This is a genomic window from Thermocatellispora tengchongensis, from assembly GCF_014202315.1.
Taxonomy (GTDB): Bacteria; Actinomycetota; Actinomycetes; order Streptosporangiales; family Streptosporangiaceae; genus Thermocatellispora; species Thermocatellispora tengchongensis.
On sequence record NZ_JACHGN010000037.1, the window covers coordinates 1 to 13,486 of the forward strand.

13 protein-coding genes and 1 pseudogene are annotated in these 13,486 nt (G+C 72.8%); 9 read left to right on the forward strand and 5 right to left on the reverse strand.

What is annotated here, in order from left to right:
- Nucleotides 1-1,022 (reverse strand): annotated as a pseudogene (locus HNP84_RS48605) (excinuclease ABC subunit UvrA); the annotation flags it as partial.
- A 145-nt stretch (nucleotides 1,023-1,167) separates the two neighbouring features.
- Nucleotides 1,168-1,578 carry a VOC family protein gene (locus HNP84_RS48610; RefSeq protein WP_185056951.1) on the reverse strand — a complete coding sequence of 137 codons (411 nt, stop codon included), beginning with the start codon at nucleotides 1,576-1,578 and terminating at the stop codon, nucleotides 1,168-1,170.
- Between the two features lie 117 nt (nucleotides 1,579-1,695).
- Here HNP84_RS48610 and HNP84_RS48615 point away from each other — a divergent pair, with 117 nt between their 5' ends.
- On the forward strand, nucleotides 1,696-2,238 hold the full coding sequence (locus tag HNP84_RS48615) for a hypothetical protein (RefSeq protein WP_185056952.1): 543 nt from the start codon (nucleotides 1,696-1,698) through the stop codon (nucleotides 2,236-2,238).
- A gap of 269 nt (nucleotides 2,239-2,507) precedes the next feature.
- On the opposite strand, the gene HNP84_RS48620 is transcribed toward HNP84_RS48615, so the two are convergent.
- Both HNP84_RS48620 and HNP84_RS48625 read right to left on the reverse strand, forming a co-directional pair.
- A complete protein-coding gene (locus HNP84_RS48620) occupies nucleotides 2,508-2,783 on the reverse strand; it encodes a hypothetical protein (RefSeq protein WP_185056953.1) in 276 nt (91 codons plus the stop codon).
- Nucleotides 2,784-3,848 carry a helix-turn-helix transcriptional regulator gene (locus tag HNP84_RS48625; RefSeq protein WP_185056954.1) on the reverse strand — a complete coding sequence of 355 codons (1,065 nt, stop codon included), beginning with the start codon at nucleotides 3,846-3,848 and terminating at the stop codon, nucleotides 2,784-2,786.
- Nucleotides 3,849-3,987: 139 nt separating this feature from the next.
- Between HNP84_RS48625 and HNP84_RS48630 the strand changes: the two genes are divergently transcribed.
- The 3 genes from HNP84_RS48630 to HNP84_RS48640 all read left to right on the forward strand — a co-directional run bounded on the left by HNP84_RS48630 (nucleotide 3,988) and on the right by HNP84_RS48640 (nucleotide 6,634).
- Nucleotides 3,988-4,410, forward strand: coding sequence for a VOC family protein (locus HNP84_RS48630; protein WP_185056955.1), 423 nt, complete (start codon nucleotides 3,988-3,990; stop codon nucleotides 4,408-4,410).
- A gap of 90 nt (nucleotides 4,411-4,500) precedes the next feature.
- The gene (locus tag HNP84_RS48635; RefSeq protein ID WP_185056956.1) at nucleotides 4,501-5,529 is read left to right on the forward strand and encodes an aldo/keto reductase; all 1,029 of its coding nucleotides are present in this window, start codon (nucleotides 4,501-4,503) and stop codon (nucleotides 5,527-5,529) included.
- A gap of 4 nt (nucleotides 5,530-5,533) precedes the next feature.
- Nucleotides 5,534-6,634, forward strand: a complete 1,101-nt coding sequence (locus HNP84_RS48640; RefSeq protein WP_185056957.1) for a winged helix DNA-binding domain-containing protein — start codon at nucleotides 5,534-5,536, stop codon at nucleotides 6,632-6,634.
- Nucleotides 6,635-6,638: 4 nt separating this feature from the next.
- Here HNP84_RS48640 and HNP84_RS48645 read toward each other — a convergent pair whose 3' ends face one another.
- Complete coding sequence (locus HNP84_RS48645; protein ID WP_185056958.1) at nucleotides 6,639-7,817, reverse strand: hypothetical protein; 1,179 nt, start codon at nucleotides 7,815-7,817, stop codon at nucleotides 6,639-6,641.
- Nucleotides 7,818-7,969: 152 nt separating this feature from the next.
- Between HNP84_RS48645 and HNP84_RS48650 the strand changes: the two genes are divergently transcribed.
- The 5 genes from HNP84_RS48650 (at nucleotide 7,970) to HNP84_RS48670 (ending at nucleotide 13,469) form a co-directional block, all read left to right on the forward strand.
- Nucleotides 7,970-8,497 (forward strand): PadR family transcriptional regulator, encoded by a 528-nt coding sequence (locus HNP84_RS48650; RefSeq protein WP_185056959.1) that lies wholly within the window; start codon nucleotides 7,970-7,972, stop codon nucleotides 8,495-8,497.
- The gene (locus HNP84_RS48655; protein WP_185056960.1) at nucleotides 8,494-9,192 is read left to right on the forward strand and encodes an ABC transporter ATP-binding protein; all 699 of its coding nucleotides are present in this window, start codon (nucleotides 8,494-8,496) and stop codon (nucleotides 9,190-9,192) included. The genes HNP84_RS48650 and HNP84_RS48655 overlap by 4 nt, the downstream gene beginning before the upstream one ends.
- Entirely contained in the window at nucleotides 9,189-11,525 is a 2,337-nt protein-coding gene (locus HNP84_RS48660; protein ID WP_221337698.1) for an ABC transporter permease, read from the forward strand. The genes HNP84_RS48655 and HNP84_RS48660 overlap by 4 nt, the downstream gene beginning before the upstream one ends.
- A 73-nt stretch (nucleotides 11,526-11,598) precedes the next feature.
- Nucleotides 11,599-12,648, forward strand: a complete 1,050-nt coding sequence (locus HNP84_RS48665; RefSeq protein WP_185056961.1) for a helix-turn-helix transcriptional regulator — start codon at nucleotides 11,599-11,601, stop codon at nucleotides 12,646-12,648.
- An 89-nt stretch (nucleotides 12,649-12,737) separates the two neighbouring features.
- Entirely contained in the window at nucleotides 12,738-13,469 is a 732-nt protein-coding gene (locus tag HNP84_RS48670; protein WP_185056962.1) for a beta/gamma crystallin family protein, read from the forward strand.
- Nucleotides 13,470-13,486: the final 17 nt, after the last annotated feature.

A 13,486-nucleotide genomic window follows, 5' to 3' on the forward strand; every position in this document is an offset into this window, starting at 1 on the left:
TCGTCCAGGCCGCGGACCCATTCGGCCAGGTCGCTGATCTGCATGGCGCATGCCTCGGCGATGTTGAGGCCGTTGATGCGGGAGGAGCGGGCGGTCTCGCTGAGCCGGGTGCCGTCGCAGCCGGGGCAGGTGGTGAAGGTGACCGCGCGTTCCACGAACGCCCGGATGTGCGGTTGCATCGCCTCCTTGTCCTTGGACAGGAACGACTTCTGAACGCGCGGCACCAGCCCTTCGTAGGTGAAGTTGGTGCTCTCGATCTTCACCTTGGTCGGCTCACGGTAGAGGAAGTCGTGGCGCTCCTGCTCGGTGTAGTCGCGGATCGGCTTGTGCGGGTCCAGGAAGCCCGAAGCGGTGAACAGGCGCACCGACCAGCCGTCGGCGTTGTAGCCGGGGACGGTGATCGCGCCCTCGGCGAGCGACTTGGAGTCGTCGAAGAGCTGGGTGAGGTCGATGTCGGTGACCGTGCCCCGGCCCTCGCAGCGCGGGCACATGCCGCCGGTGACCGTGAAGGTCTTCGTCGTGGTCTTGGCGTCACCGCGCTCGACGGTGATCGCACCGCTGCCCCGGACGGAGGGGACGTTGAAGGAGAAGGCGTTGGGCGAGCCGATGTGCGGCTGCCCGAGCCGGCTGAACAGGATGCGCAGCATCGCGTTGGCGTCGGTGGCGGTGCCGACCGTGGAGCGGGGGTTCGCGCCCATCCGCTGCTGGTCCACGATGATCGCGGTCGTCAGCCCTTCGAGCACATCGACCTCGGGCCGCGCCAGCGTGGGCATGAAGCCCTGCACGAAGGCGCTGTAGGTCTCGTTGATCAGCCGCTGCGACTCCGCCGCGATCGTGTCGAACACCAGTGAGCTCTTGCCCGAGCCGGAGACGCCGGTGAACACCGTCAGCCTGCGCTTGGGGATCTCGACGCTGACGTCCTTGAGATTGTTCTCGCGCGCGCCGTGCACGCGGATCCGATCGTGGCTGTCGGCGGCGGGCAGCGCGGGCGACCGCGTGTCCGAACTCGTGGCCGTGCTCATCCTGTCTCCTTCTCCGTCGTACGCGGGCCGCCGCCCCGGTCTGGAATCGCCAGGCTTGATCTAACCAGCTTTCGAGGAGTACGTCTGGTTTCTGCTTCGCCGGTCCGGCCGCGGCGACGACCCCGCGCTGCCTGCTCCGCTCGGCTCAGGCAAGCTCCTGGATGCGGATCAGGTTGCCCGCGGGATCGCGGACGGCGCAGTCGCGAACGCCGTACGGCTGCTCGGTGGGCTCCTGGACGATCTCGGCGCCGCCGGCCCGCAGCCGGGCGAAGGTGCCGTCCAGGTCGGTGGTGGCCAGGACGATGCCGGCGTAGGTGCCCTTGGCCATCATCTCGACGATCGTGCGGCGCTCCTCGGCGGTGACGCCGGGGTCCGCGGCCGGCGGCTCCAGGACGATGGACGTGCTCGGCTGGCCGGCAGGGCCGACCGTGATCCAGCGTATCCCGTCGTATCCGACGTCGTCGCGGACCTCGAAGCCGAGGGTGTCGCGGTAGAAGGCCAGGGAGGCGTCCGGGTCGTCATGCGGGAGGAAGCTCGCGTGAATGCTGATGTCCATGGCGGTCACGCTAGGCGCGGCCGGAGGACGGCGCTTCTCCATTCCTGATCGATCCGGCCGCCTGTCCCGCAACCCGGGCCTCAGTGATCCACAAGAGGGGCGTCCTAGCTTGACGGCATGAGTGAACGATCTTCGGTCCTCGGGACCGGGCACAGGGGTGTCGCGCGGCTGGGCCGTTCCGCGCTGGTGGTGGTGCTGGCCGCGGGAGCGTTGTGGGGTGGCGGCCCGCCCGCCGCGGTGGCCGCTTCCGCGGCCGGCGCGTTCGGGCCGTACGGGTACGGCGGAGTGAAGCTCGGGATGAGCGCCAAGCAGGCCAGGGCGACGGGGAAGATCACGCCCAAGGAGGGGTGGGGTCCGTGCACGGGCTGGGATCTGAAGGCTCGGCCGAGCGGCCGTGACAAAGTGGGGCTGTACATCTCCAAGAAGCGCGGCGTGGCGGTGATCTTCGCGCCCAAGGGTGTCAAGACCCGGCAGGGGATCGGGATCGGCTCCACCGAAAAGCAGCTGAGAAAGGCATATCCGGGGCTGAAGCGGTCGGCGAGCGGGTATCCCGTGGCCTCCGTCCCCGGCAATCCGAAGGCCTCGTATCGGTTTCTTCTGTCACGCGGCCGGATTTACGAGATGGTTCTCGCGCTCAACGATCAGGACTGCGTCAACTGATCCGGCCGAGGGCGACCGGCTGTAGGACCTCTGCTTTCCGGAACCGGTTCCACACCTCGGCGATATCGGACGGCCATCGCATTCCAGATTCGGCTCGGTTCATATCGAGGATTTCGTCAAGGCCGAGACCGCGGCCCTCCGCCTGGTCGCCTTTCCGGGGAAAGGCCGGGATTCACCGGTGGGCCGCGGCCGGCGCGGAGAAGCGGGCACGCTCGGCGATCGCGTGCCGCGCGGGATCGGGCGGGCTCGGGCGCCAGGCCCTGCGGGCGTTATCGCTGCACGTAGAGGTCCCAGCGGTCGCCGCGGATGAAGTCGCACCGGTACAGATCCCACCAGCCGGCCGACTGTCCGTCACGCCCCACTTGGACGCAGTCGTTCCGGGTGTAGTAGGAGGAGTAGAATTCCCAGGCCGCCGCGCTTGTCGCAGCGGTTTCCCGGCCGGCAGTGGCGGTGGAGGCCGCGGCGGTGGAGGTCGGGCCGAGCACGGCCAGCGTGACCACCGCCCCTCCGGCCATTGCGGTGAGGATCTGCCGGGCTCTGCTCATCTAATCGCTCCCTAAAGGTTGAGAACGGGCGGTCGATGGGGGACCGGCGCCGTCCGGGCCCGCGGCGTCGGCGTAGCGGCGGGCCAGGTGGGCGAAGGCGGCCTTGAGTTCGGCCGGGCCGACGACCTCGATGTCGGCGTCGAATCTGCCGATGGCGGAGGCCAGGCCGAGCCAGGACCACGAGCCCAGGACGAGCCGGCAGCGGTCCGGGCCGAGTGCCTCGACGATGCCGTCGCGGGTGTAGCGGGACACGGCGGTGGCGGGCAGGCCGAGGATCACCTCGCCGCGGCAGGGCCAGTCGCCGGAGCCGCCGGAGCCGCCGGAGCCGCCGGAGCCGTCCGAGCCGCGGAACTTGGCGGCCACGAAGGCGGCCACCTCACCTCCGGGCAGCTCGCGCGGGGTGAAACGGGGCCCTGTGGGGGTGCGCGGGGTGATCCGATCGGCGCGGAAGATGCGCCAGTCCTCGCGGTCGAGGTCCCAGGCGACGAGATACCAGCGCCCGCCCCAGGTGACGAGGTGATGGGGCTGCACCCGGCGCGGCGGGGGCTGCGCGCCGTCGTCCGCCGATGGCGGGGACCCGGGGGTGTAGTCGAAGCGCAGCACCTCGCGGGCGTGGACGGCGGCGCTGAGCGCCATGAGCACGCCGCTGCCGACCTGTGGGGCCGGCCGGGCCGCGGGCCGTTCGACGGCGGTGACCCGGAGGGTGTCGATCCGGTGGCGCAGCCGTGCGGGCATGACCTGCCGGATGGTGGTCAGCGCCCGCGCCGCGGCCTCCTCGATGCCGGCGCCCGCGGTGGTGGCGATCTGGAGTGCGATGGCCACGGCGACCGCCTGCTCGTCGTCGAAGAGCAACGGGGGCAGCTCCGTGCCGGCCTCAAGCCGGTACCCGCCGTCGGGCCCCTTGAAGGCCACGATGGGGTAGCCGAGATCGCGCAGGCGATCCACGTCACGGCGTACGGTGCGCGGGCTGACGTCCAGCCGCTCGGCCAGCAGCGCCCCCGGCCAGTCGCGGCGCGCCTGGAGCAGCGAGAGCAGCGCCAGCAGTCGCGCTGAAGTCTTCGGCACGAAACCCATGGTGCCCGAAGAAGCGGCCACACCCTGACCGCTTCCCCTGCGACTGTTCTCTCGGTCGGACGACGAGGACGACCGAAGCCGGGCGCTTCACGGCGTCCGGAAGCGATGCACCGAAGGTTGGGAGCCGGCAATGTCCGTCAAGTCTGTTACTCATCTGAACTTCCGGGGCGACGCCCGCGCGGCGCTGGAGTTCTACCAGTCCGTGTTCGGCGGCGACCTCGCCGTCGTCACGTACAAGGACGCAGGGAACACGCAGGAGCCCGCCGAGGCGGACCAGGTGATGTGGGGCCAGGTGATCGCCGGCAACGGCTTCCACGTGATGGCCTACGACGTGCCCTCGCGGATGCCGTGGGACCGGGGTGAGAACTCCTTCTTCCTCTCCCTCCGCGGCGAGACCACCGAGGAGGTCACCGCGTACTGGGAGAAGCTCTCCGCCGGAGCGACCATCGTGCAGCCGCTGGCGCCGGCGCAGTGGGCTCCGCTCTACGGGATGCTCAAGGACCGCTTCGGCATCGTCTGGGTCGTGGACGTCGTGAGCGAGTACAGCGGGTGAGCGTCACGCGTGGTGAGGGAGGCGGCACCCGCCGTCCTCCCCGCCACGCTCCTGGCCGGGATCACCAGATAGCGAAAGGCGACAACCACCATGAGGATGCGGCCCCTGGGGCGGACCGGGATGCGGGTCAGCCCCTACTGCCTGGGCACCATGATGTTCGGCCGGGTGGGCAACCCCGACCACGACGACTGCGCCCGCATGATCCACCGAGCCCTGGACGCCGGGATCAACTTCATCGACACCGCCGACGTCTACTCCTACAGCGAGTCGGAGGAGATCGTCGGCAAGGCGCTGAAGGGCCGCCGCGACGACGTCATCCTCGCCACCAAGGTGAACGGCCCGATGGGCGAGGACCCCAACCGGGCCGGCAACTCCCGGCGCTGGATCGTCACCGAGGTCGAGCACTCGCTGCGCCGCCTCCAGACCGACCACATCGACCTCTACCAGATCCACCACCCCGACCCGGGCACCGACATCGAGGAGGCCCTCTCCGCGCTGACCGACCTGATGCGCAGCGGCAAGGTGCGCGCCATCGGCAGCTCCAACTTCCCGGCCTCGGACATCGTCGAGGCCCAGTGGGTGGCCGAGCGCCGCGGCCTGGCGCGCTTCCGCACCGAGCAGCCGCCGTACTCTCTCCTCAACCGCGGCGTCGAGCGCGAGGTGCTGCCCGTCTGCGAGCGCTACGGCATGGGCGCGCTCGTGTGGAGCCCGCTCGGGATGGGCCTGCTCACCGGCCGCTATCGTAAGGGCCGGATCGTCCCCGACCGCCGGATGGCCTGGGTGCCCAAGCACATGACCGACGAGCGCACGCTCGACACCGTCGAGCGGTTCGCCCTGCTGGCCGAGGAGGCCGGGATCCCCCTGACCCACATGGCGATGGCGTTCGCGGTCGCCCATCCGGGCGTCACCTCGGCGATCATCGGGCCGCGCACCATGGAACAGCTCGACGACCTGCTGGCCGGCGCCGGCACCGTCCTCGGCGACGACGTCCTCGACCGGATCGACGAGATCGTGCCTCCCGGGACCGACATCGGCCCGCTCGACGTCGCGTACGACCCGCCGGCCGTCACCCGGGCGGCGCTGCGCCGGCGATCGGCCGACGAGCGCGCCGCGGCGTGAGACGATGACCGTTCTCGGCACCCGGGCGCTGAACCGCGCGACGCTGGCCCGGCAGTTGCTGCTCGATCACGCCGACATGCCGGTGCTCGACGCCGTCGCGCACCTGTGCGGTCTGCAGGCGCAGGAACCGCAGGAGCCGTTCGTCGGGCTCTGGTCGCGGCTGCGCACGTTCGACCCGGCGGTGCTCTCGGACCTGCTGATCCGGCGCGGCGTGGTGCGGACCCACCTCATGCGCCGCACCGTCCACCTCCTCACCGCCGAGGACGCCCTGGCCTGGCGGGCCCGTCACGACGGCATGCTACGGCAGCGGGTGCTGGGGACCTACCGCCGAGAGCTCGACGGGGTGGACCTCGACGAGCTCGCCGCGGCGGGGCGGGCGGTGATGGCCGACGGTGAGCCCCGCTCGATGGCCGAGCTCGCGCGGGCGCTCGCCGACCGCTGGCCGGGGCCGGGGCCGCGGGCGCTGGGGGAGATGCTGGTCGCCGCCCTCGTCCCGATGGTGCAGCTTCCCCCGCGCGGGTTGTGGCGGGCGAGGGCGGGAGTGCGCAACGTCCCGCTCTCCTCCTGGCTGGGGCGCGAGATCGACCCGCTGCCCCCGGACGGCTCCGATCCCGTGGGCCAGGCGCTGGTACGCCGCTACCTGGCGGCGTTCGGCCCCGCCGCCACGGCCGACCTGCGCGCCTGGTGCGGGCTGGCCGGACTGCCGGCCGCGGTCGCCGCGATACGCGAGGAGCTGGTCGCCTTCCGCGACGAGCGAGGCAGGGAACTGCTGGACCTCCCCGGCGCGCCGCGCCCCGACCCCGACACGCCCGCGCCGGTGCGGTTCCTGCCGGCGTTCGACAACGCGATCCTCGGCTACCACGACCGCAGCCGGATCATCGACGACGCCCACCGCGGCCTGTCGGTCGCCGGCGCCCGCGTCGTCCTGCTCGACGGCCGGGTCGCCGCGACCTGGACCGTCCAGGCGGGCACCGTGATCGTCACCCCGCTCCGGCGCTTCTCCCGGGCCGAGCGCACCGCCGTGGCCGAGCAGGGGCAGGCGCTCGCGTCGTTCCTGTCCGACGACGAGAGCCGGCGCGTGCAGATCGCCGCGTCGCCGGGCTGACGGTTCAGCCGGTGCGGCGGAAGATGACGGCGCTCTGGGGAGGTCTCCAGTTGAACCCGGCGGCCAGGGCCGAGCCGGTTCCGGGGACGGCGACGAGGTCCGACCATTCGAATCCGGTCGCCGTCCCGGTCAGGCGGTCCCGGGTCAGCCGGCCGGCGGTGTACCGGAGCGAGTCGATGGACAACGTGGTGTAGGCGTAGGGGTCCTGACCGTCGGGGGTCGCGGTGATCGACTGGCGGCGGGTGGCCGCGTGGAAGCCGCCCCTGCCGTCATGGGACAGCGTCGTCACCACGTCCTCGGGCAGCCGGATCTGACGCCATCTTCCGCTCCGCCAGTGCAGCAGGACGGTTCCCGGCTGGGACCAGTCGCCCTGCTGGAATCCCACGGCGACCCATGCCTCGTTCTTCCCCGTGGCGAGGACCGTGTCGATCCGGGGCCGTACCGGCCCGTACGCCGGAGCGGGCGCGGCCGGCACGACGATCCGGGGCAGCCGCACCGTGCTCCAGGCCCGGCCGTTCCAGCGCATGAGCGTGGACCGTCCGACGCCCCATATCTCGCCGGGCGACCGTACGCTGATCTCCTTCAGGGAGTCCGGCGCCGGCAGGCTGGTCCAGCGGCCGTCATGGAGGTGTTTGAAGAACGTCCCTCCGGTGCGATCGTCGCGGCCGACGATCCAGGTGTGCGCGGCGCCGAGAACGTCCAGGTCGGTGACCGTGGTGCGGCCCGACCCCATCAGCCGCCAGCGCCTGCCGTCCCACCGGGACAGCACCGAGCGCGTGGCCGCCGCGGCGTCGCCCGTGCCCGGTGCCACGGCCGTGCCGGCGATCCACACGTTGCCCGGCGACGACGCCTCGATCAGATGGACTTCGCGAAGCGGACACCCCGGAGGGCCGGCCGGGCTCGCCGCGACCGTCCATTGGCGGCCGTTCCAGTGCCTGATCAGAGGGGCCGTGAAGCGCGAACCGGTCCGGCGGTCCAGTCGCGCGGTCCTGCGCGCGCCCGCGGCCCAGGCGTCGTGCGGCCCGGTGGCGGCGAGGTCGTTGACGGACTGTCCGGCTCCGCCTCGCAGGCTCAGCTCCCACGTCGCCCTGGAGGAGGCGGAGACGGCCTGGCCCGCGGGGATCGCGGTGAGACCGAGGCCCACCGCCGTCGCGATGACGACTGCGCTGCGATGAGTGCCCATACGTACAAGACGGCCCACGCCGGGCCTGGTTCACGGCGCGAAGATGAACATTCGGGGTTCCGTCCTCCCGGGGCGCTCGCCGTCGGCGGTGGCGCGAGGCCGGTTCGCGCGAGTACACACTGAGTGTATAGATGCCGTGTATAGTGGCGGGCATGTCAGTTGGCTTCGCTCTGCTGGGCCTGTTGGAATCCGGCCCCTGTCACGGATACGACCTGAAGCGCTCCTACGACGAACAGTTCGGCCACGGCCGGGCGCTTCACTACGGGCAGGTCTACGCGACCCTGGCCCGGCTGCTGAAGAACGGCTTGGTGGAGGTGGAATCCGAGCCGGGCGAGGGCCCGGACCGCAAGCGGTACGCGATCACCGAGGCCGGCGTCACCGACGTGGACCGGTGGCTGACCCGGCCGGAGAAGCCCGAGCCGTACCTGCAGAGCACCCTGTACACCAAGGTCGTCCTGGCCCTGCTCACCGGGCGCGACGCCGCCGACCTGCTGGACACCCAGCGCGGCGAGCACCTGCGGCTGATGCGCGAGCTGACCCAGCGCAAGAGCGAGGGAGACCTGGCCGACCAGCTCATCTGCGACCACGCGCTGTTCCACCTGGAGGCCGACCTGCGCTGGCTGGAGCTGACCGCGGCCCGGCTGGAGCAGCTCCGCGACCGCGTACGGAGGAACACGTGAGGCGCCACCCGAACCTCGGCCCGCCGCTGCTGGTCGCGGAGAACCTGGTCAAGAGCTTCGGCCCTACCCCCGCCCTGGACGGCGCCTCGCTGCAGGTGTACGCCGGCGAGGTGCTGGCGCTGATGGGGCCGTCCGGCTCCGGGAAGTCCACGCTGCTCCACTGCCTGGCCGGGATCGTCACCCCCGACTCCGGCACCGTGAGCTACGACGGCCGCGACATGGCGGCCATGTCCGACGCTCAGCGCAGCGCGCTGCGCCGCACGGAGTTCGGTTTCGTGTTCCAGTTCGGCCAGTTGGTGCCGGAGCTGACCTGCCTGGAGAACGTGGTGCTGCCGCTGCGGCTGGCCGGCGTGCGGCGGCGGGAGGCGGCCCGGCGGGCGGCCGGCCTGCTGGAGCGGCTGGAGGTCGCCGACGTGGCGGACAAGCGGCCCGGCCAGGCGTCCGGCGGGCAGGGCCAGCGGGTGGCGGTGGCCCGCGCGCTGGTCACCAGGCCGCGGGTGATCTTCGCCGACGAGCCGACAGGAGCGCTGGACTCGCTCAACGGGGAGCGGGTGATGCACCTGTTCATCGCGGCGGCCCGGGAGACCGGCGCGGCGGTGGTGCTGGTCACCCACGAGGCGCGGATCGCGGCGTACTCCGACCGTGAGGCCGTGATCCGCGACGGCCGCGTCCGCGAGCAGGAGTACGCCCGATGAGCGCGGACGGCGCACCGCGGCGCGGCGCCATCGCACGCTGGGCCGGCGAGCTGGCGCTGGGGATGCGGCTGAGCGTGACCGGCGGCCGCTCGGGCCTGGCCCGGCTCGTGATGATCGGGCTCGGGGTGGGGCTGGGGGCGGCGATGCTGCTCATCGCCGCGAGCGTCCCGACCATGGTCGCGGCCTACGACACGCGGGCGGCGGCGCGGGACGTGGACTGGGGGGAGACGGTGCCCAGGGGCGGCGACACCCTGCTCATCGACAGGGCCGACACGCAGTACCGAGGCCGGGAGATCTACGGACGGCTGGTAGAGCCCGAGGGGGAGCGCGCCCCGCTGCCGCCGGGGGTGACCCGGTGGCCGGCCCCCGGCGAGATGGTGGTCTCGCCCGCCCTGGCCCGGCTGCTCGCCGGCGACGAGGGGGCGCTGCTGCGCGGCCGGTGGGACGCGCGCGTGGTCGGCACGATCGGCCCCGACGGGCTGGCCGGCCCCGGCGAGTACGCCTTCTACCTGGGCACCGACCGGCTCGACGAGAGCTCCGCCACCCGGGTGCGGTCGTTCGGCAGGAACGACCTCGATGAGGGAGTGCCGCCGGTGCTGATGCTGCTGGGCGGGGTCGGCGTGGTCGTGCTGCTGCTGCCCGTGGCGATCTTCGTGACCACCGCGGTGCGCTTCGGCGGCGAGGCCCGTGACCGCCGGCTCGCCGCGCTGCGGCTGGTCGGCGCGGACGCCGCCATGACCCGGCGGATCGCCGCGGGGGAGAGCCTGGCCGGCGCGCTGCTGGGGCTGGCCGTCGGCGGGCTCCTCTACCTCGCCGTGCGCCTGCCGGTCAACGGTCTGCTCCCGGCCGGCCTGACCTTCTACCCCGCCGACCTCCGGCCGGTCCCCGCCCTGGCGGTCCTGGTCGTCGCGCTGGTGCCGGTCGCGTCGGTCCTGGTCACGCTGTCCGCGCTGCGGCGGGTGGTGGTCGAACCGCTGGGCGTGGTCCGGCTCAGTGCCGACCGCCGCCGCAAGCTGTGGTGGCGGCTGATCCTCCCCGTGGCCGGGCTGGCCCTGCTGTACCCGTTGCGTTCCGGGCTTTCCGGGCAGGCGCAGGGCTTCGAGTTCCAGGTCATGGCCGGAGTGGCGGCCCTGCTGGCCGGTGTGGCCCTGTTGCTGCCCTGGGTGGTGGAGGCGGTGGTCCGGCGGCTGGGCGGCGGAGGCGTCGCCTGGCAACTGGCGGTACGCCGCCTGCAGTTGGACAGCGGCACCGCGGTACGGGTCGTGTCCGGCATCGCCGTGTCGGTCGCCGGCCTGATCGCGTTGCAGGGGCTGCTCGCCGCCGTCCAGACCCAGTACGCCGCGGAGAACCGGCGCCACACCGGCCGGTTCCAGGCCATGGTGTTCCCGACCTCCCGCCTCGGCGCGGACTGGGCGACCGAGCTGAGGCGCTGGGAGACCGCGCTGAACAAGGCCCCGGGCGTGCGTGCCGCCGACGCCGTCACCTCCGTGGCGGCGACCCCCACCGGGGCCGCGCGGGACGAGTCCATCCGTGTGCTGGTGGGCGACTGCGCCGTGCTGCGGCAGAGGGCGCAGCTCGGCGCCTGCGCCGACGGTGACGCGTTCGTCGTCGCCTCGCCGGAGGCGCCACCCCGCCCCGGCACCACCTACACCCTCGGCGACGCCACCGAGACGACGGCGAAACCGCGGCCCCGGTGGAGCCTGCCCGCCTCCGCCCGCACCGTCCAGCCGCACCCCGGCGACCCCCTCTCGGCCGATACGGCCATCCTGGTCACGCCCGCGGCGCTGGGCGGCAGCCGGCCCACCCCGTCCGGCGTCACGCACTACGTCGCCTTGGACCCCGCCGACCCCGACGCCCTCGACCGGCTCCGCAACGCCGCCGCCCGGGTGGACCCGGCCGCTCACGTCCAGTTGATCGAGTTGCGGACCTTCGACGGCACCCTGCTGACCATCAGGCAGGGGCTCCTCGTCGGCACCACCGCGCTGCTGCTGCTCATCGGCGCCAGCCTGCTGGTCAACGTCGCCGAGCAGCTCCGCGAACGGCGCCGGCTGCTCGCCGTCCTCGTCGCCTTCGGCACCCGCCGCAAGACGCTGGGCGGATCGGTCCTCTTCCAGATCGCCATCCCCGTCATGCTCGGCCTCGTCCTGGCCGTCCTGACCGGCACCGGCCTGTCGGCGATCCTGCAGGCCGCCGCCGACGCCCCGGTGCGGTTCGACTGGCTCGGCATCGGCGCCACCTCGGGCGCCGCCGCCCTGGTCGTGCTGCTGAGCACCGCGGCCAGCCTGCCCCTGCTGTGGCGGCTGGCCAAGCCGGGCGGACTGCGCAGCGAGTAGAGACCGCGCACTGTCACAAGCCGTAGTCGAGCAACTACACTCGGCTTGTGAGCCCTCCCTGTGCTGTGCCGACATGGGCGGCCTGACCGCACGCCCGGACCGGGTGGTCCACGAGCTGCGCACGCTGATGGATCAGGGCATCGCCGGCGAGCACCTCGGCGCCGCGATCTCCGCGGCCATCGCCCCCTGGATACCTCACGACGCGCTGCGCCTGGTCGGCACCAGCCCGGCGACCGGGCTCGGGCAGGGCTCGTTCAGCTTCTGGCACCGGTACGAACGCGACCTCGCCGCGGCCCTGCTCGCGCACCGCCACACCCACGGCGATCCCCACCGGCCCTCGTCCCTGGTGCGGCGGCAGGTGCCGGTCGCCGTGGCCGGCGCCGACGAGAGGACGCGGCGGACGTTCGCGGCCTGCGGCGCCTCCTGCGAGCTGCGGCTGCTCCTGCGCGACCGCCGCGGCGTGTGGGGCCTGCTCGGGCTGGTACGCGCCCGCGACGCCCGTCCGTTCACCGGCGAGGACCTGCGCAGGGCGGCGTTGCTCGGCCCGGCGCTGATGACGGCGTTGCGCCGGTACGTCACCGCGGGCCCGCTGGCTCCCACCATGGCCGCGCTGCCCGCCGGGGTGATCGTCGTCGGCGCCGACCGCGCGATCCGTGCCGTGACGCCGCAGGCGCAGGCGTGGCTCGACCGGCTGCGGTGCGGCGATCGGCACGGCGTGCACGCCTGGCTGGCCGACATGTTCGTGACGGCCCTGGCGATGGACGCCGGCGAGCACGTCCGCGGTCCGGACGGCGCCCGGCCGATCATCTGCGCCCCGGCGGCCCGCTACGGCCGCTGGCTCGCCGTCGAGGGCCAGGCCCTGGACGAGGAGGGCACGGGGGACGTGGCCGTGGTCATCCAGTCGGCCGCGGGCGGACTGATGCTGCCCTCGTTCTGCGACTGGTACGCGATCACCCCGCGCGAGAGGCGCGTACTGGAGCTGCTGTGCCGGGGAGCCGCGCCCAAGCAGATCGCGCGGCTGCTCGACCTGTCCGCGCACACCGTGAACGACCACCTGAAAGCGGTGTTCCGCAAGACCGGCGCGGCCGGCAGGGACGAGCTCATGGCCGCGTTCACCACCTGAGGCGCCATCCCCAACACTGGGGGGATGTCCGGGTCGCCGCCTCCCCCGACGATAAGGGGGTTCCCACCACTCACAGGGGAGGCGATCCCGTGACAAGCATCTCAACCCCCGCCCGCCGCCAGGTCGAGCGTTTCCTGGAGTTCTCCGATCACGTCGGGGGCCTGACCGAGGCCGACGTGCTGGCGCTGCTGCGCGATCAGGGCATCACCACGCTGGAGGCACTCGTCAGCAGGGCGGTCGGCGCGCCCCGCTCCGCCGCGCCCGTCAGGCCGGACGCCGCCCAGGCGCTGAGCGGGTTCAGGGCCGCCCCCGCGCAGCCCGTCACCCACCCGGCGCCCGCCATGGCGGTGGTCGTGGACGGTGTCGAGCACGATCCCCGCGACCTGTCGCGGTTCGACGGCCGTCCGCTGACCTACATCTACGGCACCGAGCGCCTGGCCGCGCTGACCGACGACAGCGCGCTCAACGGCGCGCTGTGGGCGGCCTCGCACCTGCGCGGAGCCGGGGCGGAGCGTGACCCCCGCCCTCCCACACAGGGCGAGGTGCAGATGTTCGAGCACGTTGACTACGCCGGCGACTGGTTCTGGTGCCCGGCCCGCGCGGCGTACAACGACCTGACCAACGTCTACCACGGCCCGCTCCACCTGCACGACTGGAACGACACCATCAGCTCCATGGGCGGCACGAACTGCGCCGTCCGCTACTACGAGCACATCAACTTCGGCGGCAGCTCCCTGCTCGTCCCGGCCTTCACCGACGTCCCCACCCTCGTCCCCAGCGGGTGGAACGACCGGATCTCCTCCGTCTGGAACCTCGGCTGACCCGCACCCCACCGCCC

Coding starts and splice junctions, on each gene's coding strand:
- HNP84_RS48610 (WP_185056951.1), bottom strand. CDS start 1,578: ATGGACATCAGCATTCACGCGAGCTTCCTCCCGCATGACGACCCGGAC.
- HNP84_RS48615 (WP_185056952.1), top strand. CDS start 1,696: ATGAGTGAACGATCTTCGGTCCTCGGGACCGGGCACAGGGGTGTCGCG.
- HNP84_RS48620 (WP_185056953.1), bottom strand. CDS start 2,783: ATGAGCAGAGCCCGGCAGATCCTCACCGCAATGGCCGGAGGGGCGGTG.
- HNP84_RS48630 (WP_185056955.1), top strand. CDS start 3,988: ATGTCCGTCAAGTCTGTTACTCATCTGAACTTCCGGGGCGACGCCCGC.
- HNP84_RS48635 (WP_185056956.1), top strand. CDS start 4,501: ATGAGGATGCGGCCCCTGGGGCGGACCGGGATGCGGGTCAGCCCCTAC.
- HNP84_RS48640 (WP_185056957.1), top strand. CDS start 5,534: ATGACCGTTCTCGGCACCCGGGCGCTGAACCGCGCGACGCTGGCCCGG.
- HNP84_RS48645 (WP_185056958.1), bottom strand. CDS start 7,817: ATGGGCACTCATCGCAGCGCAGTCGTCATCGCGACGGCGGTGGGCCTC.
- HNP84_RS48650 (WP_185056959.1), top strand. CDS start 7,970: ATGTCAGTTGGCTTCGCTCTGCTGGGCCTGTTGGAATCCGGCCCCTGT.
- HNP84_RS48660 (WP_221337698.1), top strand. CDS start 9,189: ATGAGCGCGGACGGCGCACCGCGGCGCGGCGCCATCGCACGCTGGGCC.
- HNP84_RS48665 (WP_185056961.1), top strand. CDS start 11,599: ATGGGCGGCCTGACCGCACGCCCGGACCGGGTGGTCCACGAGCTGCGC.